22 protein-coding genes and 1 pseudogene are annotated in these 23,762 nt (G+C 48.3%); 19 read left to right on the forward strand and 4 right to left on the reverse strand.

From position 1 onward, the window contains the following. Positions 1 to 3 precede the first annotated feature (3 nt). The 9 genes from JOE45_RS19445 to JOE45_RS19485 all read left to right on the forward strand — a co-directional run bounded on the left by JOE45_RS19445 (position 4) and on the right by JOE45_RS19485 (position 11,068). Positions 4 to 2,400, forward strand: coding sequence for a 3-hydroxyacyl-CoA dehydrogenase/enoyl-CoA hydratase family protein (locus tag JOE45_RS19445; protein ID WP_210022769.1), 2,397 nt, complete (start codon positions 4 to 6; stop codon positions 2,398 to 2,400). 25 nt (positions 2,401 to 2,425) lie between these two features. Continuing rightward, complete coding sequence (locus JOE45_RS19450) at positions 2,426 to 3,610, forward strand: acetyl-CoA C-acyltransferase (protein WP_210022768.1); 1,185 nt, start codon at positions 2,426 to 2,428, stop codon at positions 3,608 to 3,610. Positions 3,611 to 3,646: 36 nt separating this feature from the next. Next, positions 3,647 to 5,419: an acyl-CoA dehydrogenase family protein gene (locus tag JOE45_RS19455; RefSeq protein ID WP_210022767.1), complete on the forward strand. Its 1,773-nt coding sequence runs from the start codon at positions 3,647 to 3,649 to the stop codon at positions 5,417 to 5,419. A 30-nt stretch (positions 5,420 to 5,449) separates the two neighbouring features. Beyond that, on the forward strand, positions 5,450 to 7,135 hold the full coding sequence (locus JOE45_RS19460) for an AMP-binding protein (protein ID WP_210022766.1): 1,686 nt from the start codon (positions 5,450 to 5,452) through the stop codon (positions 7,133 to 7,135). A 40-nt stretch (positions 7,136 to 7,175) separates the two neighbouring features. Next, a complete protein-coding gene (locus JOE45_RS19465; RefSeq protein ID WP_210022765.1) occupies positions 7,176 to 7,595 on the forward strand; it encodes a PaaI family thioesterase in 420 nt (139 codons plus the stop codon). 144 nt (positions 7,596 to 7,739) lie between these two features. Further along, on the forward strand, positions 7,740 to 8,234 hold the full coding sequence (locus JOE45_RS19470; RefSeq protein ID WP_210022764.1) for a DinB family protein: 495 nt from the start codon (positions 7,740 to 7,742) through the stop codon (positions 8,232 to 8,234). Positions 8,235 to 8,376: 142 nt separating this feature from the next. Next, a complete protein-coding gene (locus JOE45_RS19475; RefSeq protein ID WP_210022763.1) occupies positions 8,377 to 9,438 on the forward strand; it encodes an ABC transporter substrate-binding protein in 1,062 nt (353 codons plus the stop codon). Between the two features lie 4 nt (positions 9,439 to 9,442). Then, on the forward strand, positions 9,443 to 10,219 hold the full coding sequence (locus tag JOE45_RS19480; protein ID WP_210022762.1) for an ABC transporter ATP-binding protein: 777 nt from the start codon (positions 9,443 to 9,445) through the stop codon (positions 10,217 to 10,219). A 3-nt stretch (positions 10,220 to 10,222) separates the two neighbouring features. After that, the gene (locus JOE45_RS19485) at positions 10,223 to 11,068 is read left to right on the forward strand and encodes an ABC transporter permease (RefSeq protein ID WP_210022761.1); all 846 of its coding nucleotides are present in this window, start codon (positions 10,223 to 10,225) and stop codon (positions 11,066 to 11,068) included. A gap of 90 nt (positions 11,069 to 11,158) precedes the next feature. Here the strand turns inward: JOE45_RS19485 and JOE45_RS19490 are convergent, their stop codons facing one another. Beyond that, the gene (locus JOE45_RS19490) at positions 11,159 to 11,605 is read right to left on the reverse strand and encodes a Fur family transcriptional regulator (RefSeq protein WP_210022760.1); all 447 of its coding nucleotides are present in this window, start codon (positions 11,603 to 11,605) and stop codon (positions 11,159 to 11,161) included. A gap of 979 nt (positions 11,606 to 12,584) precedes the next feature. Here JOE45_RS19490 and JOE45_RS19495 point away from each other — a divergent pair. The 7 genes from JOE45_RS19495 (at position 12,585) to JOE45_RS19525 (ending at position 19,472) form a co-directional block, all read left to right on the forward strand. Next, a complete protein-coding gene (locus JOE45_RS19495; RefSeq protein WP_210022759.1) occupies positions 12,585 to 13,631 on the forward strand; it encodes a TAXI family TRAP transporter solute-binding subunit in 1,047 nt (348 codons plus the stop codon). 23 nt (positions 13,632 to 13,654) lie between these two features. Beyond that, a complete protein-coding gene (locus JOE45_RS19500; RefSeq protein WP_210022758.1) occupies positions 13,655 to 15,529 on the forward strand; it encodes a TRAP transporter permease in 1,875 nt (624 codons plus the stop codon). Positions 15,530 to 15,541: 12 nt separating this feature from the next. Beyond that, complete coding sequence (locus JOE45_RS19505; RefSeq protein ID WP_210022757.1) at positions 15,542 to 16,936, forward strand: UbiD family decarboxylase; 1,395 nt, start codon at positions 15,542 to 15,544, stop codon at positions 16,934 to 16,936. Between the two features lie 18 nt (positions 16,937 to 16,954). Continuing rightward, positions 16,955 to 17,515, forward strand: coding sequence for a UbiX family flavin prenyltransferase (locus tag JOE45_RS19510; RefSeq protein ID WP_210022756.1), 561 nt, complete (start codon positions 16,955 to 16,957; stop codon positions 17,513 to 17,515). A gap of 54 nt (positions 17,516 to 17,569) precedes the next feature. Continuing rightward, positions 17,570 to 18,214 (forward strand): DUF2848 domain-containing protein, encoded by a 645-nt coding sequence (locus JOE45_RS19515; RefSeq protein WP_210022755.1) that lies wholly within the window; start codon positions 17,570 to 17,572, stop codon positions 18,212 to 18,214. A gap of 164 nt (positions 18,215 to 18,378) precedes the next feature. Beyond that, on the forward strand, positions 18,379 to 18,930 hold the full coding sequence (locus JOE45_RS19520) for a glutathione peroxidase (protein ID WP_210022754.1): 552 nt from the start codon (positions 18,379 to 18,381) through the stop codon (positions 18,928 to 18,930). 314 nt (positions 18,931 to 19,244) lie between these two features. After that, positions 19,245 to 19,472 carry a 3-dehydroquinate dehydratase gene (locus JOE45_RS19525; protein WP_210022753.1) on the forward strand — a complete coding sequence of 76 codons (228 nt, stop codon included), beginning with the start codon at positions 19,245 to 19,247 and terminating at the stop codon, positions 19,470 to 19,472. On the opposite strand, the gene JOE45_RS23645 is transcribed toward JOE45_RS19525, so the two are convergent. Together JOE45_RS23645 and JOE45_RS23650 are read right to left on the reverse strand one after the other, a co-directional pair. Next, entirely contained in the window at positions 19,469 to 19,744 is a 276-nt protein-coding gene (locus JOE45_RS23645) for a helix-turn-helix domain-containing protein (protein WP_348632562.1), read from the reverse strand. The genes JOE45_RS19525 and JOE45_RS23645 overlap by 4 nt on opposite strands. A 7-nt stretch (positions 19,745 to 19,751) precedes the next feature. Further along, entirely contained in the window at positions 19,752 to 20,021 is a 270-nt protein-coding gene (locus JOE45_RS23650) for a hypothetical protein (RefSeq protein WP_245247081.1), read from the reverse strand. 66 nt (positions 20,022 to 20,087) lie between these two features. On the opposite strand from JOE45_RS23650, the pseudogene JOE45_RS19535 reads away from it, so the two are divergent. The 3 genes and pseudogenes from JOE45_RS19535 to JOE45_RS19545 all read left to right on the forward strand — a co-directional run. Further along, a pseudogene (locus JOE45_RS19535) lies at positions 20,088 to 20,356 on the forward strand (Gfo/Idh/MocA family protein); the annotation flags it as partial. A gap of 125 nt (positions 20,357 to 20,481) precedes the next feature. Beyond that, positions 20,482 to 20,913, forward strand: coding sequence for a universal stress protein (locus JOE45_RS19540; RefSeq protein ID WP_210022752.1), 432 nt, complete (start codon positions 20,482 to 20,484; stop codon positions 20,911 to 20,913). Between the two features lie 182 nt (positions 20,914 to 21,095). After that, complete coding sequence (locus JOE45_RS19545; RefSeq protein ID WP_210022751.1) at positions 21,096 to 22,973, forward strand: PAS domain S-box protein; 1,878 nt, start codon at positions 21,096 to 21,098, stop codon at positions 22,971 to 22,973. 44 nt (positions 22,974 to 23,017) lie between these two features. On the opposite strand, the gene JOE45_RS19550 is transcribed toward JOE45_RS19545, so the two are convergent. After that, complete coding sequence (locus tag JOE45_RS19550; RefSeq protein WP_210022750.1) at positions 23,018 to 23,743, reverse strand: nucleotidyltransferase domain-containing protein; 726 nt, start codon at positions 23,741 to 23,743, stop codon at positions 23,018 to 23,020. Positions 23,744 to 23,762 lie beyond the last annotated feature (19 nt).

Genomic DNA, 23,762 nt, shown 5'->3' on the forward strand with positions numbered 1-23,762 from the left:
CTCATGGCAACAAAAATCACCAAAGCCGCCGTGATCGGATCGGGAGTTATGGGTGCCAGCATTGCCGCTCATCTTGCCAATGTGGGCATTCCTAGCCTGCTGCTGGACATCGTTCCGACAGCATTGACGCCGGATGAAGAAGTTAAAGGATGGACGTTTGAGCATCCGGCAGTTCGCAACCGTCTGGCGGCAAATGCGCTTGCCAGGCTGACCCAACTCAAACCTTCGCCGCTGTATGATCATACCTTCGTCAGCCGGATTACCCCTGGTAACCTGGAGGACGATCTCGACAAAATCCAGGATGTCGATTGGGTCATCGAGGTGGTCGTGGAAAACTTTGAGGTGAAGCAGGAGCTGCTTGCTAAGATCGAAAGTCACTGGAAACCGGGGATTATCGTCAGCTCAAACACGTCAGGCATTTCCATCGACGCTATGACCGCTAGCTGCGGCGAAGCGTTCAAAAGGCATGTTCTCGGGACTCACTTTTTCAACCCGCCGCGTTATATGAAGCTGCTGGAAATCATTCCGGGTAAAATGACCGATCCGGAAATCGTGAAGCAAATGACGGATTTTTGTGTTAAAAGGCTCGGCAAAGGCGTCGTCCTAGCCAAGGATACTCCGAATTTTATCGCGAACCGGATCGGGACTTACGGCTTGTTGGTCACACTGCAAGCCATGCTCGACAAAGGCTATACGGTTCATGAAGTGGACGCCGTTACAGGCCCAGCCATGGGCCGGCCGAAAAGTGCCACCTTCCGTACCTTGGATATTGTCGGACTGGACACCTTCGTGCATGTGGCGAACAACGTGTTTGAAAAACTGGATGAAGGTCCGGAGAAAACGATCTTTGAAGTGCCGCAGGTGCTGAAGGATATGGTGTCCCGCGGGTGGATCGGCGAGAAGGCCGGTCAGGGCTTTTATAAGAAGGTCAAGGGAGAGCAGGGCAGTGAGATCTTGTCCATCGACTTGAGTGAGATGGATTACAGTAAGGGCTCAAAGCTTGCCGCTGCCTCGCTTGAGGCAGCCAAAATGGCTAAAGGAACCAAGGAAAAGACCAAAGCGCTGCTAAGCGGCAAAGATCGCTATTCGGAGCTCACGTGGGACATTTTGAAAAAAACGCTGCTTTACTCCGCTGAGAAAGTCGGTGAAATCGCGGATTCGATTCTGGATATCGACAAGGCGATGAAGTGGGGCTTCAATTGGGAGCTTGGGCCGTTTGAAACGTGGGATGCGATCGGGCTTGTACAATCGGTCGAGCGTATGGAAAGAGAAGGCGAGACCGTGCCGGCATGGGTCAAGGAATGGATTGCATCGGGGAACGAGTCGTTCTATCACCATGCTAACGGGACGGTCTCCTACTTATATAAAGGGGAATATAAAACGGTCGATCAACCTGCAGAAATTATTTCCCTGAGCAGCTTGAAGGAACAGAGCAAGGTGATCCGCTCGAACAGCGGCGCCAGCTTAATCGATGTGGGTGACGGCGTGGCCTGTCTGGAATTCCATTCGCCGAACAACGCGATCGGTGCCGATATCCTGTTCATGATCCAGCAGAGCGTGGAAGAGGTGCGTATAAATTACGATGCGCTGATTATTGCCAACCAGGGCCGCAACTTTTGCGTAGGCGCCAATATTATGTTGCTGCTAATGGAAGCGCAGGACGAAGAGTGGGATGAGATCGACCAAATCATCCGCATGTTCCAGAACACGATGATGAAGCTGAAAACCTTTGAGAAGCCGGTGGTGGCCGCTCCACACCACATGACATTAGGCGGAGGCGTGGAGGCTTGTCTGCCAGCTGACGAGGTATGCGCATACACGGAGACGTATTACGGTCTGGTGGAAGCCGGGGTCGGATTAATTCCGGCAGGCGGGGGCTGCAAAGAATTGACGCTGCGGCTAAGCCGGGCGAATCCGAATCCGGAAGTGGATTTGCAGCCGCACCTCAACGAGCTGTTTATGAATATCGGCACGGCCAAGGTGTCGACCAGCGCCCATGACGCCCAAAAAATCGGTTACCTTCGTTTGTCCGACCGGGTTGTAACAAACCAGGATCACCTGATCCATGAAGCCAAGCACTCTGCACTTCGGCTTGTTCAATCGGGATATGCGCTGCCGCCGAAAGAAAATATCCGAGTGGTGGGAAAGAACGGCAAAGCCGTGCTGCAGCTTGGTGCGTATTCTATGCGGCAAAGCGGGTATATCAGCGACCACGATTTGCTGATTGCAAATAAGCTGGCTCACGTGCTTGCCGGTGGAGACGTACCTTCGGGAACCTTGGTGACCGAACAATACATGCTGGATCTGGAGCGAGAAGCGTTCCTGAGCCTTTGTGGCGAACCGAAAACGCAGCAGCGTATGCAACACATGCTCTCCAAAGGCAAACCGCTGCGCAACTAAGCCTATCCAAGTGAGGTGAACGTTTATGAGAGAAGCCGTGATTGTTTCCATTGCCCGCACTCCGGTAGGCCGGGCGAAAAAGGGCAGCTTTGCCCAAACCCGAGCGGAAGATTTAGGAAAAACGGTGCTTCAGGCTGTCGTTGACCGAGCTCCGGGCGTGAAGAAAGAGGACGTCGAGGACATTATCATCGGGTGCGCGATGCCGGAAGGGGAGCAGGGCTTGAACTTCGCCCGAATCATGTCGCTGTACGCCGGATTTCCTTCATCAGTGCCGGCTATGACGATCAACCGGTTCTGCTCGTCCGGCCTGCAGTCGATCGCTCTCGCGGCCGAGAGCATCATCACAGGGAGCGCCGACATGATCATCGCAGGCGGCGTAGAAAGCATGAGCCACGTGCCGATGACAGGCTTCAAGCTGGCGCCGCACCCGAAGCTCATGGAGGAGATGCCGGAGGTCTACATTGGCATGGGCCATACGGCGGAGAATGTCGCTGACCGTTTCGGCATCTCTCGCGAGGCTCAGGATCGCTTCGCGATGTTGAGCCACCGAAAAGCGGCAAGAGCCATCCAGTCGGGCGCTTTTAAAGAAGAAATCGTACCGGTCCACACAACGCTTGGGGGCTTTGGCGAACACGGCAGGCCTTGGGAAAAGCCGGTCGTTCTGGATATGGACGAAGGGGTCCGCCCCGATACCACATTGGAGGGACTGGCCAAGCTTAATCCCGCGTTCAAAGCAGGCGGCTCCGTCACTGCAGGGAACGCTTCACAGATGAGCGACGGTGCGGCTGCCGTGCTTGTCATGAGCAGGGAGAAAGCGGAGGAGCTGGGACTTAGGCCGCTCGCCGCCTTCCGATCGTTCGCACTGGCTGGTGTGGCCCCCGAAATTATGGGGGTCGGACCGGTAGAGGCGATCCCTAAGGCGCTTAAGCGCGTGGGTCTCGGCTTGGAGGATATTCGTCTCTTCGAAATTAACGAAGCGTTCGCTTCCCAATGCCTTCATATTATCCGCGAATTAAATCTGGATGAGAGCTTGGTGAATGTCAACGGAGGCGCGATTGCTCTCGGTCATCCGCTCGGCTGCACGGGCACAAAGCTGACAGTCAGCCTGATCTGCGAGCTGCGCCGTCGTGGCGGAGGGTATGGTGTTGTGTCTATGTGCATCGGCGGCGGCATGGGGGCGGCTGGAGTGTTTGAAGTGTACCCGGAATAGCGGTATGAAATTTTATACGATGGAGGAGAGATGGATATGGCAGACAAAGTGATTGGCGGAAGCTTTGTCATTGACGACTTGGATTTTCAAGCGGTTGTCACACCGGATGATTTGACGGATGAGCAGCGCATGATTGCGGAGATGACCGCTGATTTCGTGGAAGGCGAAGTGCTCCCGGTCGATGAGGAAATCGAAAAGCTGAACTACGACTTGACCTTGAGGCTGTTGAAACAGAGCGGCGAGCTCGGACTTCTTGGAGCAGATGTGCCGGAAGCGTTGGGCGGACTCGGACTTGATAAAGTCAGCACTACGCTGATTAATGAGCGGCTGTCCAAAGCTTCTTCATTCGCCCTATCCGTGGGTGCCCATGTCGGCATCGGTACGCTCCCGATCGTCTATTTCGGTACACCGGAGCAGAAAAAGAAATATTTGCCTGATCTGGCCAGCGGCGCGCTCATCGCAGCCTATTGCCTCACAGAGCCGACATCCGGCTCGGATGCGCTTGGCGCGAAAACGACGGCACGTCTTTCAGAGGATGGCCAAAATTACGTTTTGAATGGGACGAAGCAATTCATCACTAACGCGGGATTCGCGGATATCTTTATCGTTTATGCGAAAGTGGACGGAAAGCACTTCAGCACCTTTATCATAGAGCGGACAATGGAAGGCGTAAGTATCGGCCCGGAGGAAAAGAAAATGGGCATCAAGGGCTCGTCAACCTGCCCGCTCATCCTGGAAGATGTAAAGGTCCCCGTGGAAAATCTGCTTTGGGAAGTAGGCAAAGGCCATTTAATTGCCTTCAATATATTGAACATCGGTCGTTTCAAGCTGGCTGCCGGCTGTCTTGGCGCGTCGAAGGAAGCCATAGAAATATCGGCCAAATATGCCAATATACGCACTCAGTTCGGCAAGCCCATCTCTTCCTTTCCGCTCATTGGGAAGAAGCTGGCCGAAATGAATGTGCGCACCTATGCGCTCGAAAGCATGGTGTACCGTACGGCAGGCTTGATGGATGCAGGCTTGAACGAGATCGACCACGCCAGCCCGGAAGCGGGAGTTCAATCCGCCAAGGCAATCGCTGAATATGCTCTGGAATACTCCATCAACAAGGTGTTTGGGTCGGAAACGCTTGATTTCGTGGCGGATGAAGGTGTGCAAATCCACGGCGGCTACGGTTTTATCCAGGAATATAAGATCGAACGCATTTACCGTGATTCACGGATCAACCGCATCTTTGAAGGGACGAACGAGATCAACCGGCTGCTCATTCCCGGCACACTGATCAAACGCGCCATGAAAGGCGAGCTTCCGCTCATGCAGAAAGCCCAGGCGCTTCAGTCGGAGCTGCTGCAGCTCGTTCCGGGACTAATGTTCGAAGGCGCGTTGGAGGAAGAAACGCACCTCGTTTCCATGGCCAAAAAAATATTTCTCATGGCGGGCGGCTATGCCGTACAAAAATTCCAAATGCAGCTCGAGCAGGAACAGGAGGTGCTCAGCCACTTGGCTGACATGATGATTCAAATTTATGCCATGGAAAGCGCGCTCCTTCGAACCCGTAAACGTATCGCAAAGCAGGGCGAAGATAAAGCGGTGTGTGCTATCGATATGACACGAGTCTTCGTTCACGAAGCGTTCGAGGCGATGGAATCGCTTGCCAAAGAGACGTTATCGGCCATAGATAGCGGAGATATGCTGCGTACTCAGCTCTCCGTATTAAAGAAGCTGACACGCCGTACGCCGGTCAATACCATAAAGCTGAAGCAGCAAATTGCCGCCCGTGTGATCCAGTCGGAACAATTCGTGTTCTAACCCGATTTCATACCAAAGAGGTGATCGGTCGTGACACAAAAGCCATGGTTACTGCATTACCCAGAGGAAGTGCCCCCGACTTACACATATCCCAAACAAAATCTGGCCGATTTTCTGGTGCAATCGTCAGCCAAGTTTCCGCATCAACCTGCCTTGCATTTTATGGGCAAAGAAATGAATTACGCCGATCTGCTTGAAGCGGCATACCGCTTTGGTCATGCGCTTCGCAAGCTGGGTACAGTCCGGGGGGATCGGGTGGCGATTATGCTGCCCAACTGTCCACAATTGGTTATCGCCTATTATGGAGCACTGCTCGCAGGTGCAATCGTTGTAATGACCAACCCGCTGTACATGCAGCGGGAGCTTGAGCATCAGCTGAACGATTCAGGCGCCATATTGATGGTTACCCTTGATTTGTTGTTTCAGAAAGTGAAAAGCGCTGTAACCGGGACGAAGGTTCGTCATGTCATCGTCACGTCGATTAAGGATTACCTTCCTTTTCCGAAAAATATGCTTTATCCGATAAAAGTGATAAAGGAGGGGTTAAACCGCGAAGTGCAGTATGGCGAGGGGGTTCATGCTTTTCTGAAGCTGATGCACCTTTCCTCGAATAAAACTATTCATACGGATGTAGACGCCGACAATGATATAGCCCTGCTTCAGTATACGGGAGGCACGACAGGCCTTTCCAAGGGGGTGATGCTGACTCACTATAACGTCATCGCCAATACGGTCCAAACCAGCTTGTGGGCGTATAAAAGCATACCCGGCAAAGAACGTTATTTGGCTGCGCTACCGTTTTTCCATGTGTTTGGTCTGACCGTACTGATGAACCAGGCAATCATGCTGGGCGGCTGCTTGATTCTGGTCCCCAAATTCGAGGTGAACCCTATTCTTTCGCTGATTCACAAGCTGAGACCGACGGTGTTTCCCGGTGCGCCGACGATGTACATTGCGCTGATCAACCATCCGGATGTAAGTAAATACAATCTGTCATCGATCCGAATGTGCATCAGCGGGGCGGCGCCTTTGCCTCTTGAAGTACAGGAACGGTTTGAGGCAATGACTGGTGGAAGGCTTATTGAAGGCTATGGTCTGACGGAATCATCGCCTGTCACGCATGCCAATAATATATGGGAAAAGCGAAAGATGGGCTCGATTGGCATTCCTTTTCCCGATACTCAGGCTAAGGTGGTTCACCCGGTAACGGGAGAGGAACTTCCGGTCGGTGAGATCGGGGAGCTTGTGGTGAGCGGTCCGCAGGTGATGAAAGGCTATTGGAATAATCCCGAGGAAACGGGCCGCGTGCTGCGGGAGGGCTGGCTGCATACGGGAGATATGGCGCGAATGGACGAGGACGGGTATTATTATATCATGGACCGGATGAAGGATGTGATCATTGCGGGCGGGTTCAACATCTTCCCGCGGGAGATCGAAGAGGTGCTGTTCGAGCATCCGGATATTGAAGAAGCCGTGGTCCTAGGCCTGCCGGATCCCTATCGGGGGGAAACGGTCAAAGCTTATATTGTCCTGAAGGAAGGGGTATCCTTAAAGGAAAAGGAACTTGAGCATTGGTGCAGGGAGCGCTTGGCCGCTTACAAGGTCCCGCACAGGTATGAGTTCCGCAGCGAATTGCCCAAAACATTGGCCGGGAAAGTGCTTCGAAGAAAATTGGTTGAGGAAGACGCTCAGCATCAAGATTGGAAGAACAAGTAGGAATCTGTTCCTGCCGGAAGCCCAATAAGGAGAGAACACAATGAACATGGAACAAACCAAGAAAGAATTCGAACGCATGCTGGAGCAGGCGCAGCATACCTTTTGGGGCTATCTGGGTTGCGAATTGATTGAGCTGGATGAACGCAAGATTATTATCACGTTGGATGTACAGGAGCACCATCTGAATTTCATCGGCATTCTTCATGGAGGCGTGCATACGAGCCTGCTGGATTCCGCAATGGGACTCATGGCTATGGCCGCCCGCCCTGGCAGCGATATAGTGACCTCGGGATTAAACATGCATTTTACCGCGCCTGCCGGGAAAGGTAAAGTGACGGCGGTTGCGGAGATCGTTCATATGTCAGCCAGAACGATTACGACCAAGGGAACCCTCATGAACGAAAATAACATCCTATGCTCGATGGCTACCGCGTCGTTCCGGGTCATCGACAAAAAATGAAGTGTCAGCCACTTGGTTTGAAGGGTCAAACTGGAAAGTGGTATAATATGGATTGTAGACCGGGACCTTAAGCGGAACGGTCTATTTCTTTGTGTGGGAATATAACATGTCGGACGGGAATGACTTAAAGGAGGGAGAAGTCTATTGTTCATTTTAACGACCTTGAACCTGCTCGATAATGAATTGGAGAGAATCGGACTGGCGTTATCCCGGCTTTCGGACGAGCAGCTATGGCACAAGCTGAAGGACGAAACAAACAGCGTCGGGAATTTGTGCCTGCATCTGGCAGGGAATGAGTATCACAGTATTGTAAGCAGTATTGGAGGAGAGCCTTATGTGCGAGAGCGCTCGGCTGAATTTTTGATGGAAAACGGATATACGCGCAGGGAACTCTCGGAGCGCCTGTACTCCGTGAGGGAGAAGTCGCGTGAAGTGCTTGCCGCACTCTCCGAGGAAGATCTTTACCGCGAGGTTTATGTTTATTATCCTCCCGAAGCGGGGATTGCATCCTACACCCGGAAAATGATGGATCTGCTGTACCATGTCACGGCACATTATGCTTATCACACCGGGCAGATCGTATATATCACCCGAATGCTTCAGAAACATAATGAGCATTTACTGAAATGGAGACATTAACATCTGGCACACATCATAAATTTCGGGGAAATTCGACTCCGTTGTAAAAAAGATCAGAGTCTTAGAAGGAATTTGGTGAAGGATGTCGAATGTGTATGGGATTTGGCTCAATTTCAACACAGAGAAACTGGAGGGTTAACCAATGAAAAAAGCATCACTCTTCGCATTAACTGCGCTCCTGTTCGTAACCACTGCTCTTGCAGGCTGTGGGAATAAGGAAGCGGCACCAGGCAACGCAGCAGAACCTGCAAAAACAGAAGCCGAAGCGGTATCAGTAGAAATTGGCATGCTCAAGCTGGCCAGCTCCGCGCCGTTGTTTATCGGAATCGAGAAAGGATTCTTTAAAGAAGAAAATATTGACGCGAAAGCCAAATGGTTCGAAGCAGCGCAGCCGATTGCTGTGGCTACCGCTGGCGGAAGCGTGGATGTGGGCGCTACAGGGATTACCGCAAGCTTGTATAACATGGTGGCTGGCGGCCAAAAGCTCGTTATTGCTGCGGACAAAGGCAGAGAGCAGAAAGGCTATTCTTCTACAGCCTTGATGGTTCCGAGTGATTCTCCGATCAAGGCGATCGAAGAATTGAAAGGAAAGAAAATCGGAATTACACAGACCGGATCAACCTATCATTATATGGCAGGCCGGCTGCTTGAAAAGCATGGTTTAACGCTACAGGATGTTCAATTGGTGCCTCTGAACAGCATTAAGGGCTTGATGGAAACGCTCAAGAGCAAGCAGGTGGATGCGGTGATGCTTAATGAGCCGAACATCACCGCTGTAGTGAAGGAAGGTTACGGTAAAATCGTAGCGCAGGTAGGCGACGAAATCGAGTATCAAACATCCGGTATTTTCTTGTCTCCTAAGCTTGCAGGCAATCAGGATGCGGCTGTACGTTTTATGAAGGCGTATGCCAAAGCTACACGCTACTACTATGATGCAGTCCTGATCAAAAAGGACGGCGAGCTCGTACCTGGAGCCAATTATGACGAAGTCGTTAAAATCGTCGCCAAATATACGGATCAACCCGAAGAGAACGTGAAGCAAGGACTTCCTTATATCGACCGTGACGGAAAGCTTCTGGCAGAAGATATCAAGACGCAGGTAGATTGGTATGCCAAAGAGAAGCTGATCGACAAAGTGATCGATACGAATGAAATTGTGAATACCGCTTTGCTGGACGAAGCTCTGAGCAAGTTGGGGAATTAATGCCATGAGAATCGTAGTGGACAACGTGGAAAAGCGGTTCGTCGACTCGAAGAAACGAGAGGTAACCGCTCTTCGAAACATTAATTTTACGATTGAAGAACAAGAATTTGTGGTACTTGTCGGCCCCAGCGGCTGCGGGAAATCTACTCTTCTTAATATTGTCGGCGGGCTGTTATCTCCTACCGGCGGAGAGGTTTACTTTGAGGGTTTATCTTCTGATGAACCTCCTCGGCTAGGTATCGTCTTTCAGGAAATCGCACTTTTTCCGTGGCGGACGGTCTACGAGAATGTCGTGTTCGGTCTGGAAGAGCAGGGCGCGAGTAAGCAGGAGCAGCAGGAAAAGGGCAAGCATTATATCGATATGGTCGGGCTCACGGGGTTTGAATCGGCCTATCCGAAGCAGTTGTCGGGCGGTATGCGTCAACGCGCGGGTATCGCCCGGGCGCTTGCTGTCGAGCCGGATTTGCTGTTGATGGACGAGCCGTTCTCAGCACTGGACGCGCAGACGCGCACCCTGATGCAGGAGGAGCTGCTCTCGATCTGGAATCGCACCCGGTTAAGTACATTATATGTCACGCACAATATACAAGAGGCGGTATATTTGGCTGACCGGGTGATTGTACTTTCACGTCACCCTGGGCAGATCAAAGAAGTGATTCATATCGATTTGCCTAAGACCGGAAGGGATCAGGAGGAGCATCGAGTCGCTTTTGAGCGGTACGCAAATGAAATCTGGCAGCTGATCCGGCATGATGCACAGGAAGCGCTGAAGGAGGGATAAGGCATGACTCAAACATCAAGTGAATCGATAACCGAAGCGCCTTCCCATGCTTCGGCGCAAGGGCAGAAGCGGCATATTATACGAAATCGCGTTTCCTTCTTGGAGCAGAAGGTACCGGGGTACGCTTCCGTACTAGGTATTTTCAGTCTACTGTTGCTGTGGGAATTGATTTGCAGGCTGGGGCTCGTGCCTCCGCTGTTCCTGCCGGCTCCGTCGTTGATTCTATTGGCGGGCTGGGATATGCTGTCGAGCGGTGAGCTTCACCAGAACATTCTTGCCAGTATGTCCAGGATTGTTATCGGGTATGGCATAGGTGCTGTATGCGGCATCGTGATCGGCCTTATTCTAGGCTTTTCACGCTGGGTGGATGCCGTACTTTCGCCTATTGTGTATTCCATTTATCCGATTCCGAAAATCGCACTCCTGCCTTTGATTATTTTATGGCTCGGGATTGGGGAAGCGCCGAAGTTCACGATGATCGCCCTTGGTGTATTTTTCCCGGTTGTGATCAATACGTTCTCGGGAGTCAAGAACGTAGACCCCATTTGGATCAAAGCAGCGGTTACATTCGGGGCCAGTCATCTGAGCGTCATTCGGAAGGTCATTCTTCCAGGAGCGCTGCCCATGATCTTCGCCGGTCTAAAGCTTGCGGCTGGGACCTCCCTGCTGCTATTGGTATCTGCAGAAATGATCGCAGCTCAACAAGGGATCGGTTCGATGATTTTGCATTACGGGAATCTGATGATCACGACAAAGCTCATGGTTGGGGTTCTGATCTTGTCCTTGTTAGGGCTTTTCTTTAACCGGGGACTTCAGTGGCTTGAAGGCAAGCTGCTGCCGTGGAAATAAATCGATAGTATGTAAATGAGCACTCCATAAGCACCGCCGAGAGGTTTTCTTATCGGCGAGTGCTTTTTTTGTTGTTCACGGTATAGGTCATCAAATCGCGACTTTGAAATGTTGACCATGGAGCTGTTCACAGGCATGGCATGTGCCGGATACTTCAAGATAAGCGCTCTGGGGACGGAAGCCATCACTGATTTTTTCCAGGTCTGGAACAGCTGCCGCAAAGTCTGTGATCGTCCCGCAATGTACGCAATATAAATGATGATGCGGGGCGGTATTCGTATCGTACCTTGTAACATCGCCGTGAAGGATATGAAAATCCTTGAGCAGCCCCAGTTCTTTTAATGTGCGCAGATTTTTGTAAATGGTCGTCATGCTTACATATTTCGGATACTCGGCATAGATCGATTCGAATAGTTCTTCAGCCGTGGGGTGAGATAATTTCAAATATAAATGTTCCAGAATGAGCTGTCGCTGCGTTGTCATACGAATGTTGGCTGTTTGTAAGTGCCGGGTGGCATCGTTAATTGTAATGATCATAGTGTCCTCCAATTAAATTAAAATTAGACTTAATCTAACTATTAATTTAACTTTATCAGCATATTGACAGATGATCATGAAATTACCATGAAGCTTTGATGAAGAAAGAATGAAGGGCAAAGGCGGAAGCTGTCCAATTCTGACTGGGACATTTGGCATAGATAATGTCGAAAGCGCTTTCTATTGAAGAGTGGTTCGCTCGCAAAAAAACATACTCGAAAATGAGATGCCGTTGCGTTTTGATTTGAACGTTAGTCAATTTATTTGCGGCTCATGGAGTCGTTAAGTGTGATATGGATACTATCTCTTTATACTAAACGAATGATCCTTAAAATTGTTGATGACCTTTGTATGAATGGTTCCTTATTAAAAAGCTTCATTGGAGCGAGTGACAGGTTTGTTCAACAGTAAGTTATTAGATAGGTGAACATATAAGGAAATTTATGGATAAATATGGTTGTTATTAAATATAACATAAAATATGTAGCTATCAAATTGTAAGCGTAAACACCATGAGAGTCGATCAGATTTTTCGCCTAAAATCGACAATATGTTACAATACATTACATCATGATGAAAAATATATTGACAATGACTATGACCTGTAATACTATTTATTCAAATTTAAAAACCGTTATTGAAGCATAAAACAGATTACTATTTCAGTGCATTTATGTATACACAATACAATAATTTGTGAGCCATTTTTAACTTTATTTATGTATACACAATCCACAATACAGTATTTTCCACCATCGGCATGATATTGAAGCCCCGATGTAATGAAAATAAATGGTAACCCCGAACCAAATGATGACATGCACAAATCTATTCCTTTTTTGAACTAATTTGTGGAGGTGAAGCATCGTGGGAAACTGAAGTGATTTGTTACTTAACGGTAATTCATAACCTTTGATGCCCGCTAGAATTCCAAACCAACAATTAGCACAGTAAATACAAAATGGGAGGATTCACTTTTATGAAAAAGCTCGGAGTGTTTAGCTTTATATTAGCCGTTGTTTTGTTTATTACTGCCTGCGGGTCAACTGGAGGAGGAAACACATCGGGTTCCTCTAATGCTTCAACAGATTCTCAAAAACCGGACTCCGGCAATTTATTGTTTGCGACCAATACGCAGGGAAGCGCTTGGTATATTTACGGAGCGACGATGGCCGAGCTTTTACGTCCTGTAATGAACGGTCGTACGGTTGACGTGCTGCCATTTGCCGGTGGCATCGGCAATGCGAAAATGCTGGATGAGAGGAAAGCGGATGTCGCCTTCTCCTTCTCGATTACAAGTAAATGGGCTTATGAAGGAAATGTGGCATACCAGAAAAAACAAGAAAATTTACGGGGTTTGGTTGGAGCGCTTGATCAGTACTATATCGGAATTGTCGCTTCAAAAGCATTTGTTGATAAACACGGAATCAAGACGGTAAAAGACATTGTTGATAATAAAGTTCCTGTAAGAATCTATACCAATAACAAGGGAAGCCTTGCGGAATTTTCGACTAGTCAAGTATTGGAAGCCTATGGGGTTAACTACGACACCATTAAGCAGTACGGGGGGAAAGTAGAGTTAACGTCGAATGATGTCATCCAATCCTCCTTCCAAAACGGTGAAGCTGATCTTCATATTTTGGTTATGCCGAAAGGGCACCCGACGATCAGTGAATTGTCGATCCATACACCAATCGTGTTCCTGCCAATGGAAGATGAAACTGTAAATAAATTTAAGGGCTTTGGATATACTGATGTCCATTTTCCAAAAGGATTGTACAAGGGCCAGGACTATGATGTACAAACTGTAGGCTTCTCCACTATGATTTTGACGACATCCGACCTGAATGAAGAAGCGGCATATAACATTACCAAAACGGTTATTGAAAACAAAGAAAAGCTGGATGGTGCTCATGACGCTTTGAAGGATTTCAACCCGGAAAATGCAATGAAGCCTGAAAGTCTCAATGTACCGCTGCACCCGGGTGCAGAGAAATACTATAAGGAGAAAGGCCTACTTAAGTAACTGTAGGCAAAGGATGACAACCTATGAAAAAGTTTGTTAACTTAACTTCTGTTATCGCGATTGGTTGGTCATTATTTCAATTGTACACAGCGAGTTTCGGAAGCTTTACCAGTATGACACAAAGGGCCATTCACGTAGCTTTTGCCTTAGCGCTTACGTTTTGCCTAATGAAACAGGGTGAAAAAGAAACCGGGAAGCTTATCAAATATTTCAATTGGCTTCTTGCCATGGTGTCCCTTGGCATAGGTGCATATATTGCGGTGTCAGCTGAAAGGCTGACCTCCCGTATTCCTTACGTCGACGAGATGACTTCAACGGATTGGATTTTGGGTGTCGTATTGATCGTTTTGCTTCTCGAAGCTTCCAGAAGAACCGTTGGTGCTGCTATGACGATCTTGGCACTCATCTTTATTGCCTATGGGCTTTGGGGGCAAAATATGCCCGGGCTTTTACAGCATCGCGGGATGAGCTTCGAAGATATGGTCAATCTTCAGTTTTTATCGATTGACGGTATTTTTGGGGCTCCAGTGGGAGTTTCCGTGGACTTCGTCTTTTATTTCATTCTGTTTGGCGCCTTCTTGGAAGTCTCCGGAGGCGGTAAATTGTTCATTGATATTGCCCATAGTGTTACGAGGAAGTTAGTCGGCGGATCCGCCAAAGCGGCAGTAGTGGCAAGCAGCTTGATGGGTACGATTAGCGGAAGTGCGGCGGCCAATGTGGCGAGTGTAGGGATATTCACTATCCCGCTAATGAGAAGAACGGGCTTTAGCGCCAAATTTGCGGCGACCGTAGAGTCACTCGCCTCCACTGGTGGTCAGATCCTGCCGCCAATCATGGGGGCTGCCGCTTTCATCATGGCTGATATGCTCGGGATACCGTACGCCGCAATCTGTCTGGCTGCTTTGATTCCGGCCGTACTTTATTATGTGGCGATTTACATTACGGTAGATTTGAAGGCAAAGAAGGAAGGTCTCGGCACGGCGGAAGAAGTCGAGGAATTTGCTGAGAAGAAAGAAAAGATTTCTAAACGATTGCATTTATTAATTCCGCTGCTTGTTTTAGTCGTGTTTATCTTTCTTGGTTTCACTCTTCAAAAAGCGGCATTCTGGTCTATTATTGCAATTATTTTAGTCTCTTGGCTCAGAAGAGATACTCGAATGACCCTGATTCAACTGTTCGAAGCTCTCGCAAGCGGGGCAAAACAATCCATTCAAGTGGCCATTCCGTGCGCTGTCGCGGGGGTTATTGTCGGAGTCATTGTATATACCGGACTTGGGCTCAAGTTCACCAGTCTTATCATTCAATTTTCCTTCGGCAACTTTGTGATTAGCTTGCTGCTCATTTCCCTTGCGTGCATTATTCTGGGCATGGGAATGCCGACAACCTCCGCTTATATTATGGCGGCTGTATTGATGGCCCCGGCCCTGCAGGAATTTGGTGTAGAGAAGCTTACGGCGCATATGTTTGTATTCTACCTGGCCTGCTTGTCCATGATTACACCACCGGTCGCTTTGGCTACATATAGCGCTGCCGGAATTGCAGGAACCAAACCGTTTCAGACGGGCCTGTATGCTTTCTACTATGCGATACCATTGCTCCTAATTCCGTTTGCTTTTATCATGAGTCCGGAACTATTAATGATGGGAGAATGGTACGAAATCGTGATGATTACTGCCTTTACTTGCGTAGGGATTTACTCCCTGTGTGTTGGCGTCGTCGGATTTTTATTCGAGAAAACCAGTATGGTGGTAAGGCTTGGTTTCTACGCAGCATCCATTTGCTTAATTGTGCCGGAAATCACGTCCAGTATCATCGGTTTAATCGCATTCATCGCTCTTTCTTTCCTGCAAAAATTTCGTTTTAAACAACAGAGGGCACAAACTAAAATGATCGCATAAGGAGATGCAACAATGAATAATGAATCATTAAGATCGTGGCTTCGTCATATGAACGAGACAGGTCAACTGGCCGTAGTGGATCAAGAGGTGTCCACCACCTTTGAAATTGCTGCATTTACGAAGCGTTTTGACGGTGAAAAGGCTGTGTTTTTTCCAAAGGTTGAAGGTCATGATATGCCTCTAGCCGCAGGTATTGCCAGCACCAGAAAACAATTCGCTGAGGCAATGAATTGTAAAGAAAACGAAATGATCCCTAAATTTTTAGAAGCTATTGATCATCCGCTTCCTTCCAAACCGGTTAGCAGTTCGGAGGCTCCGGTTCATGAGGTAGTCATAGAGAATGATATTGATCTACTGGAGATGTTCCCTATTCCGCTTCATCAGGAAAAGGATTCCGCTCCTTATATTACAGCCGCACTTGCGATTGTACGGGATCCCGAAACAGGGAATCAGAACGTTTCGATTCACAGATTGCAGGTTTCCGGCAAAAACCGTTTAGGTGCCTTAATTCTGCCTAGACATACATTTAACTTCTATAAAAAAATGGAGGAAAAAGGACAGCCTTTAGAAATCGCGCTTGTGATCGGCGTAGACCCGATTTTGATGCTGGCCTCCCAAGCCATCGCTCCTCTGGGCCAGGATGAAATGGAGATCGCCGGAGCGCTCAAAGGCTCACCGATTCCGGTAGTGCGCTGTAAAACGGTCAACATTGATGTTCCTGCGAACGCAGAGATTGTTTTGGAGGGTAAAATTCTGCCTCACGTAAGGGAATCGGAAGGACCCTTCGGCGAATTCCCGGCGTATTATGGCTTGCAAAGCGACAAAGAAGTCATCGAAATTCATTGCGTGACTCACCGTAAAGATCCCATTTACCAAACCTGCTTGGCCGGTTCCATTGAAAACCTGCTGCTCGGCGCTATCCCTCGGGAAGCCTCTCTGCTGCGTTCCATGAAAAATACCGTTTCCACGGTAAAAAATGTGCATTTGACCATGGGCGGAAAGTGCCGGTTTCATCTGGTCGTTTCTATGAAGAAACGCAATGAGGGCGAAGCCAAGAATGCGATCTTTGCCGCTTTTGCCGGGCATTACGATGTGAAAAAGGTCATTGTGGTCGACGAGGAAATTGATATTTTTAACATGGAAGAAGTGGATTGGTGTGTAGCAACAAGGTTTCAGGCCGCCACCGATTTAGTTGCTGTTCATGGAGCGCTGGGGTCGAAATTAGATCCGTCTACGGATAACGGAGTAGGCTCCAAGCTTGGATTTGATTGTACCGTACCATTAGACGCTGAGCCGATGGATTATGAGGTAACACGTATACCTAATTATGAAGAATATTTGAAGGATGCCAAAATCTCTGATAAGCTGCCTGCCGGTATCTTACAACCAAGATTACTAGAAGTATAAAGAATCGGGGTAGACAACATGAATAATAAAATTATTGTCGGAATTACGGGCGGCTCCGGAGCAATTTATGGCATTAGAATGTTGGAAGCCTTGAAGGAGTTGGGAGCCGAAACGCATCTCATCATCAGCGAATGGGGAGAAAAAACGATCCAGATGGAGACGTCCTATTCTCTCCAGCAAGTGAAGGAAATGGCCGACGTTTACCACAGCATTAAAAACCAAGCCGCTTCGATTTCTTCAGGGTCATTTCGCGTTGATGGCATGATTATCGCTCCCTGCAGCATGAAGACATTGGCCGGGATCGCCTCCGGCCTTGCTTCCGATCTCATTTCCCGTTCGGCGGATGTCATGCTTAAAGAAAGAAAAAAGCTCATTCTCTTAACTAGAGAATCGCCGTTAAATTTGATTCATATCCGAAATATGGAAACCGCGATATTGGCAGGAGCTATGATATTTCCGCCAATGCCCGCATTTTATAATAAGCCGCAAACTTTAGACGATATCGTCAATCATACCGTCGGGCGTGTACTTGACCAATTTGGCTACGATCCGGAATGGGTCAAAAGATGGGGTAAGTAAACACAAACTGGGAGGATAAAGGTAGATATGGAATTTCAGTGCGGGAGAACTCCGTTGAACTGGGCACCACAAAGACTTGTCATCGCAGGATATACAAATAAAGATCAGGAAGCGGTCAAACACCATATCGAAGAATTAAAAGAGCTGGGGGTGCCGGCTCCCCGGACGGTTCCCATGATGTATGATCTTTCGCCGGAATTACTAAGTAACTCTGACTGTATTAGCGTTGTTGGCAATGACAGCAGTGGCGAGGCTGAGGTTGTTCTATTGGATATCGATGGTACTTGGTATATCGGTTTGGGCAGTGATCATACGGATCGGGTGCTTGAGACCGTATCGATTCAAAAGTCAAAGCAGGTTTGCGCGAAAATGATTACCCGAGAGCTATGGACATTGGAATCGATTGCGGAGCACTGGGACGAGATTGAACTTAATAGTTGGGTTCAGGTTGACGGGGAAGAGGTATTATACCAGTCCGGAGCGTTAAGCGCATTTTTGAACCCGATGCAGCTGCTTGAAATTGTTAAACAACGCGGGTATGACAGTCCCGGCATTGCACTTTACTGCGGCACATTGCCTTTGAAGAGGGAATTTCACTTCGGAGGTATGTTCAAAGCGGAACTGCACGATAAGAAAAACAATAAAACACTTACCTTAAGCTATGAAACTAGAGTCTTAAAGGATTCAGAGATGGACTAACTTATGTAACCGGATACGCCCTTTTGTTGGCTATTATGGAGCAATCCCTTCTAGTCACTAAGGGGTGTTTTTGTTTTTCGACAAGATCTTTCTATGTCTCTATTGTAATTTATAATTATTTCAATATAATAATAGTTATTAGAATGACATCGAGGTGCTGCTGTATGACGATATATGATTTTGAGGTTGAAAAAACAAATGGGGACAAAGTATCTTTGTCAAATTATAAAGGAAAAGTGCTTTTAATCGTAAATACAGCAAGTAAATGTAAATTCACGCCGCAATTTGATGATTTGCAAAAGCTTTATGAGCAGTATCGTGAATATGGATTTGAAATTCTCGGCTTTCCTTGTAATCAATTTGGCGAGCAGGAGCCTGGAAGCAATGAAGAAGCCGCTTCCTATTGCCAGATTAATTATGGCGTGAAATTTCCGGTGTTCTCCAAAATTGAAGTAAACGGAAGTCAGGCGAGCCCGCTGTTCGAGTATTTAAAAAAGGAAGCTCCCTTTCAAGGGTTTGATGAATCGAATATCAATGCAAAGCTGCTCAAAATGATGATTAGTGAAAAGAATCCGGAGTGGTTAGTCGGCGATTCGATTAAATGGAACTTTACGAAGTTTCTAGTGAACCAGGAAGGAGAAGTTTTGCGAAGATACGAGCCTTCAGAAGAGCCGGCTGATATTACTAACGATATAGCAAGGTTGGTTCAAGCATAAATGGCCCCCGGTTGACTGCAAAAGTGTTAGAAAGTCATTATCATTTCAGCGGAAAGTCTACCACAATTCCAAGGCAGGCTTTCTTTTTCATCACATCCATTATAGCGAAACAATAACTCGACGAATTTCCCGGGAAATGGACATCCTTCCATAGACTTTCACTTCATTGTCGAAAAATCGCAACTTTATGCGCATAAATAGAGAAAATTCGAAAGTTGTTGACAATTTGTAAAACTATTTTAAGCTTATTTTAATAATCGTAATTTATCCTATCAATATATAAGTAAAATTGATATGTAGGGACGGTGTTAGGGATGAAAGTGTTCGTCACTATTCAAAACAAAGAGATCCCCGTTTTCGCCGACAGCTTGAATAAAAAAACATTAAAACTTTTGAAGACGGCGTTGGACAATAAGGTGGAGACAGGAAGACATGCTTTGAAGAAATGCCTTCAAACGTTAATTAGCATTGAAGTAGTGGGATGCGAAGCCATCCTTCATTCGCTGAACGAAAGGGATTCGTTGGCTCTCTCGCTTTATTAACATAAGATCATAGTCATGTAAAAGGTCCTTCGCTTTGTGCGGAGGACCTTTTTTGGCGAAATTTTCTCTGCAGGAGCCCGCCGCGACGTTCTTTCTTGTCCGCTGCCGCTGCGATAAACCCCAGAGGATACACCGTAATGCTCCTTAAATACTCTATGGAAGTAAGAATACCCTCCAAAGCCGCAGCTCTCGGCAATCTGCTCTAAAGTTATCGACGTGTACTTCATCCGTTCCATGGCGGCGGATAAGCGGATTTCAAGGGCATACTCCATGATTGTCTTACCAAACCTTGAACAAGTGAACGGCTCTAGATACGCTTAAGCCTGCGTACCGGGCCACTTCCTCCACTTTGAACGTTATGGTCGCGTTCTCCTCAACAAACCGTTTCATTCGAAAAGCAATGAAGGAGCGACCGTATGCCGGAACATTTTCCTTTACAGCTCTTTCAAGATATAAGCACAAGGCCCTCAGCAAGTAGCCGGACAGCTCGTTGGTATCGCCAGGGGGGTGGCTCCGCTGTTCAACAATGATCTGCCGCCATAAGCCCAAGAGATGCTCGTCAAGGCCGATGCGGGCTTTCTGTGATTTGCCGGAACGGCTCCATCATTCATCTACCTGTGGTGCGAGAACGGTGTGATCAAAATCGGCACGCATCCGGAGGATCAGGTCATATCGAGCTGCGAGACGGTTCGGTAGAGCGTTATAAAGTTGGAGCTATCGCAACCAATGAGAAGCAGACGAGCAGCGGAGTAATTGATGCTTTTGTACAGTCCATTATGACGAACACCCCTCCGAGCATTTCCGGAGAGGAAGGCATGCGTTCGTTAAACGTGATCCTGGCTGCCTTCGAAGCGCAGGTTAGTGGTAAAGTAGTGTCTCTATAAAGAACCCAAAGGCAGCTTTCCGACTTCGGAGGCTGCCATTATTTTAGGACTATGGTTTCTAGTTATGGGTTAGCGGGTAATTGATTACATATTATCTAATCCTAACCCGAATGAGGTGAAGCCCTATGCCGTATTCGCATATTTTGGTCGCTTTTGACGGATCCAAAGAAGCGGACAAAGCGTTGGCTTCGGCGATGCAATTGATTAATGTTATGCCGGGCGCGAAGCTTGAGGTCATTCACGTGTTTAATATGCCGGTCATTATTTTTGGCGAAGCCATGATTACCCCACCGGCGGATTCAAGCCGAATTGAGTATGAGCATGCCGAATTGATCGTAGAGAAAGCGAAGCAGACGCTTTCCGGATTAGTCCGCGGGGAAGTCTTTATGAAGCAAGGAGAACCGTCCAAAACCATCGTAAGCTATGCCCAGGAAAGCAACTGTGATTTAATCGTGATCGGAAGCAGGGGACTAAGCGCAATCGGAGAATTCATGCTGGGCAGCGTAAGCCACTATGTATTGAAGCATGCCAAGATTCCGGTACTTGTAGTAAAGTGACAGAAGCCTCCAGACTATAGAGGACGGGATTCCGCATACGGGTCCTGTCCTTTCATTTTATTGAAGGTTTTTTTACCTGAAATTAGTTTTTTTTATATTTGAATAGAAGGATAAAGTGCACCGGACATAGAATGTTATCATTATTCATAACCAGTAGTTGGAAAAGATGCAGGAGGCTTGGAATGGCTAACGACAATCTTATTAATCACCCCTTGTTTCTCCTAAGCTTCCATCATTCGCCGACAGGCATGGCTCTTGTGGCTTCTTCAGGCCGTTGTCTGGCAGCCAATAAGGCTTTATATGGGCTTTTAGGTTATTCAGAACCGGAATTAACCGGACGGATGATGGTTGACTTATGCCACCCTGACAGCTTGGATCATATGAGTGATTTTTGGAATAGCCTGCATTTGCTCTCAGATGAAAGCGCTATCCATCGAGCTGAATTAAACTGGCTTCACCGCGAAGGATATCATGTACCGTTAAGTATAACGGCTTCCAAATACATAGGGGAACAAAATAGTTCGGAAGCCTATTACATTTTATATTTGAACAGGTTCGAGGTTAATCATTCGCTGCAGAGTGAGCGGGGGGACTTCTCCAGAGAACACGGCAATAGCCTGAACAGCTTGAAGCAAGATCGGGGATGCCAGCAGCTTTATGAACTGATCGCGGTTAATTCGCAAGATATTATTACGTATTGCGATTTGGATGGCGTAATCCTTTATACCTCTCCGGCGGTGTACCACCAATTGGGGTACCAGGCGGAGGAGCTGGTCGGGAAAAGTTCTTGTGATTTGATTCATCCAGAGGATCTGCTGCAAATACAAAGCGCATACGATAATGAGGATTCGGATGAAAAAATACATATTTGTCGGGCCTTGCATAAACAAGGTCACTATATTTGGATGGAAAGCTCCGTCAAACTGGTAAGAGACCCAAATGGCCAGGTAAGTAACATATTGACGGTGGGGCGCGATATCTCGACCAGAAAACAGTCGGAGGAGGCGCTTCTAAAGAGCGAGGAAAAATACCGGATGCTCATTGAAGAAATGCCGGAAGCGCTCCTCATTCAGCAGGACGGCAAATGGGTCTGTGTGAATGAAATGGCTGTGAAGCTTCTGGGCGCCGCGGATCGAAGCGACCTGCTGTATAAACCGATCAACGATTTTATCGATCCCGACGTTCTTGAAGCAGCCTACAACCTGAGCGATACCATTAGAAATGGTGCATTTGTTCCGACATTCAAAGGAAAGTTTATGAAGGTGCAGGGAGAGTCTGTCGAGGTGGAGTTCTCGGCCGTTCCCACCTGGTATGAGAATCAATTTGCTGTCCGAATCATAGCAAAAGATATAAGTGAAGCCCGCAAGGCGCAGGAGCTTCTGCAAAATTCGGAGAAGCTGTCGCTCGTCGGACAGCTGGCCGCGGGAATTGCCCATGAAATCCGCAATCCGCTGACTGCGGTCAAAGGCTTTATCCAGCTTTTGAAATCGGGGGTGGCAGACAAGCAGCTATATTATGACATCATCTCATCGGAAATCAGCCGGATCGAACAAATCCTGGGCGAAATGTTGATGCTGGCCAAGCCGAAGGCGGTTCAATTCATGCCGGTGGACATTCACCGTTTGCTGGCGCACGTCACGACCTTGATCGAATCCCAGGCGGTGATGAACAGTATCGAAATCGATAAAGAATGCGAACAGGGCCTTCCATTCATCGATGGTGATGAGAATCAACTCAAGCAGGTGTTCATTAATCTGATGAAAAATGCGATTGAAGCGATGCCGAGTGGCGGTAAGCTTACGGTTCGGGCGAACAAGAAGGGCGAGAACCGGATCGTCGTCCGGGTCATCGATCAAGGCACCGGCATACCTGCCGATCAGTTGGAGCGGATCGGTCATCCGTTCTTTACGACCAAGGAACACGGAACAGGGCTTGGGATGATGGTCAGCTTCCAAATCATTGAAAGCCACGGCGGCCAGGTATCCATCTCAAGCGAGATAGGGCAAGGGACCACGATCGAAATTGTTTTGCCGGTATCGGTCAACGGCGGTAAGCCATAGGCTAGGAAATATGAAGAGCGGATCGGGTTTCCCCGATCCGCTCTTTATATTTCCTCTATCATCTCAAACTCCCCTTCGGCGTAGCCTTCCGTCAAGATCCCCCCGTAAGGCTCCAGAAGTGAAAGAGAATAAACGGCAAGGGGCTCCTTGCGATCCAGCTTATAGTAAGCGTTGAGCGCTTCAAGCAACTCCTTGCTTAATCCGGGGTTAAACCGCTCTAGGCCGCGGTACATCCATTTTCCGTCGCCGAGCCACTGTCCTCCGGTGCGCAGCGCGAAGGCGGCAAGGCCTTCGGCCAGCTTGGCTGCAATAAATATGCCTTCGCCGCGATGGTCTGTGCCTAGCAAATCGTGCAGGGCTTCACCAATTTCGTACCGCGCCCGGTCCAGCTCCTGACGCGTCCAAGCGGGAGGACCTGCTATTAAGTCCCGCCTAGCCTCATCAGCCAAGCCGCAAACGGCTTCGTGTCCGCGAAGCACTATGCCTTCCGCGCACATTCGGAGCAGAGATGGAATGGCGCTTTCAATGGCTTGATCAAAGAAATAACGGTACGTCTCTCCCGTAAGTACGAACGCCTCGATGACCCAACCGAATGCTTTGTACGTCCTGCGAAAGGGGCCTGGACCGGATTCGTCAATAATGACGATATCCAGGTCCGAAGTGTCGGTCGATCCGCCTTGTACGACACTTCCGGCCAGAATGGCTGCTTCGCAAGCCGGAAAATGCAATGCTATAAACCGCTCTGCGGCTTCCATATAAGATGTTTTCATCATGGTCCCGCCTGACTGA

Source organism: Paenibacillus sp. PvR098, from assembly GCF_017833255.1.
Classification (GTDB): domain Bacteria; phylum Bacillota; class Bacilli; order Paenibacillales; family NBRC-103111; genus Paenibacillus_G.

Excerpts from the sequence above, each read along its gene's own strand:
- JOE45_RS19510 (WP_210022756.1), top strand. The coding sequence starts at position 16,955 with ATGAATAATAAAATTATTGTCGGAATTACGGGCGGCTCCGGAGCAATT.
- JOE45_RS19475 (WP_210022763.1), top strand. The coding sequence starts at position 8,377 with ATGAAAAAAGCATCACTCTTCGCATTAACTGCGCTCCTGTTCGTAACC.
- JOE45_RS19500 (WP_210022758.1), top strand. The coding sequence starts at position 13,655 with ATGAAAAAGTTTGTTAACTTAACTTCTGTTATCGCGATTGGTTGGTCA.
- JOE45_RS19455 (WP_210022767.1), top strand. The coding sequence starts at position 3,647 with ATGGCAGACAAAGTGATTGGCGGAAGCTTTGTCATTGACGACTTGGAT.
- JOE45_RS19450 (WP_210022768.1), top strand. The coding sequence starts at position 2,426 with ATGAGAGAAGCCGTGATTGTTTCCATTGCCCGCACTCCGGTAGGCCGG.
- JOE45_RS19525 (WP_210022753.1), top strand. The coding sequence starts at position 19,245 with ATGAAAGTGTTCGTCACTATTCAAAACAAAGAGATCCCCGTTTTCGCC.
- JOE45_RS19495 (WP_210022759.1), top strand. The coding sequence starts at position 12,585 with ATGAAAAAGCTCGGAGTGTTTAGCTTTATATTAGCCGTTGTTTTGTTT.
- JOE45_RS19505 (WP_210022757.1), top strand. The coding sequence starts at position 15,542 with ATGAATAATGAATCATTAAGATCGTGGCTTCGTCATATGAACGAGACA.
- JOE45_RS19445 (WP_210022769.1), top strand. The coding sequence starts at position 4 with ATGGCAACAAAAATCACCAAAGCCGCCGTGATCGGATCGGGAGTTATG.
- JOE45_RS19480 (WP_210022762.1), top strand. The coding sequence starts at position 9,443 with ATGAGAATCGTAGTGGACAACGTGGAAAAGCGGTTCGTCGACTCGAAG.
- JOE45_RS19485 (WP_210022761.1), top strand. The coding sequence starts at position 10,223 with ATGACTCAAACATCAAGTGAATCGATAACCGAAGCGCCTTCCCATGCT.
- JOE45_RS19520 (WP_210022754.1), top strand. The coding sequence starts at position 18,379 with ATGACGATATATGATTTTGAGGTTGAAAAAACAAATGGGGACAAAGTA.
- JOE45_RS23645 (WP_348632562.1), bottom strand. The coding sequence starts at position 19,744 with ATGGAGTATGCCCTTGAAATCCGCTTATCCGCCGCCATGGAACGGATG.
- JOE45_RS19465 (WP_210022765.1), top strand. The coding sequence starts at position 7,176 with ATGAACATGGAACAAACCAAGAAAGAATTCGAACGCATGCTGGAGCAG.
- JOE45_RS19545 (WP_210022751.1), top strand. The coding sequence starts at position 21,096 with ATGGCTAACGACAATCTTATTAATCACCCCTTGTTTCTCCTAAGCTTC.
- JOE45_RS19550 (WP_210022750.1), bottom strand. The coding sequence starts at position 23,743 with ATGAAAACATCTTATATGGAAGCCGCAGAGCGGTTTATAGCATTGCAT.
- JOE45_RS19490 (WP_210022760.1), bottom strand. The coding sequence starts at position 11,605 with ATGATCATTACAATTAACGATGCCACCCGGCACTTACAAACAGCCAAC.
- JOE45_RS19540 (WP_210022752.1), top strand. The coding sequence starts at position 20,482 with ATGCCGTATTCGCATATTTTGGTCGCTTTTGACGGATCCAAAGAAGCG.